The sequence below is a fragment of the Exiguobacterium sp. BMC-KP genome, assembly GCF_001275385.1.
Classification (GTDB): domain Bacteria; phylum Bacillota; class Bacilli; order Exiguobacteriales; family Exiguobacteriaceae; genus Exiguobacterium_A.
Genome location: NZ_LGIW01000010.1, coordinates 1 through 787, shown reverse-complemented (window position 1 = coordinate 787; position 787 = coordinate 1). Strand labels below are relative to the sequence as shown.

Genomic DNA, 787 nt, shown 5'->3' with positions numbered 1-787 from the left:
TTTTGTATTCCGTAGAATACGTTTTTGCCTCATCGTTCAGTTTTCAAAGTTCGTCATAAAAATGGTGGAGCCTAGCGGGATCGAACCGCTGACCTCCTGCGTGCAAGGCAGGCGCTCTCCCAGCTGAGCTAAGGCCCCATTAAAGGGATGAAATTGAAGATGGTCGGGAAGACAGGATTCGAACCTGCGACCCCTTGGTCCCAAACCAAGTGCTCTACCAAGCTGAGCTACTTCCCGAAAATGCACCCTGAGAGATTCGAACTCCCGACCCCTTGATTCGTAGTCAAGTACTCTATCCAGCTGAGCTAAGGGTGCGGAATATAAGGATCAAACAGTAAACATCCAAAATGAAAAATGGTACCGAGGGCCGGAATCGAACCGGCACGGGGAAACCCCCGCAGGATTTTAAGTCCTGTGCGTCTACCAGTTCCGCCACCCCGGCAGGGATATAAAAGGTAGAACCTTCATTCACAATTGAATTCTGGTGATCATTAAAGATAAAAATGGTGCCGGCAACAGGAGTCGAACCCGCGACCTACTGATTACAAGTCAGTTGCTCTACCAGCTGAGCTACACCGGCAAGTGTAATAAAAATGGTGGAGGATGACGGGATCGAACCGCCGACCCCCTGCTTGTAAGGCAGGTGCTCTCCCAGCTGAGCTAATCCTCCATATGTATCGCCTGGCAGCGTCCTATCCTCACAGGGGGAAGCCCCCAACTACTTTCGGCGTTCAAGTGCTTAACTTCCGTGTTCGGCATGGGAACGGGTGTGACCACTTGGCTATCG

6 tRNA genes and 1 rRNA gene are annotated in these 787 nt (G+C 51.2%); all 7 read right to left on the bottom strand.

Annotation, left to right across the window (positions count from 1 at the left end):
- Nucleotides 1-62 precede the first annotated feature (62 nt).
- Nucleotides 63-138: transfer RNA gene (locus tag ADM98_RS00560), tRNA-Ala, on the bottom strand.
- 22 nt (nucleotides 139-160) lie between these two features.
- Nucleotides 161-237, bottom strand: a tRNA-Pro gene (locus ADM98_RS00555).
- Between the two features lie 4 nt (nucleotides 238-241).
- Nucleotides 242-315, bottom strand: a tRNA-Arg gene (locus ADM98_RS00550).
- Between the two features lie 40 nt (nucleotides 316-355).
- Nucleotides 356-442: transfer RNA gene (locus tag ADM98_RS00545), tRNA-Leu, on the bottom strand.
- A gap of 62 nt (nucleotides 443-504) precedes the next feature.
- Nucleotides 505-580, bottom strand: a tRNA-Thr gene (locus ADM98_RS00540).
- 14 nt (nucleotides 581-594) lie between these two features.
- A tRNA-Val gene (locus tag ADM98_RS00535) sits at nucleotides 595-670 on the bottom strand.
- Nucleotides 671-679: 9 nt separating this feature from the next.
- Nucleotides 680-787 (bottom strand): 5S ribosomal RNA (rrf, locus tag ADM98_RS00530); the annotation flags it as partial.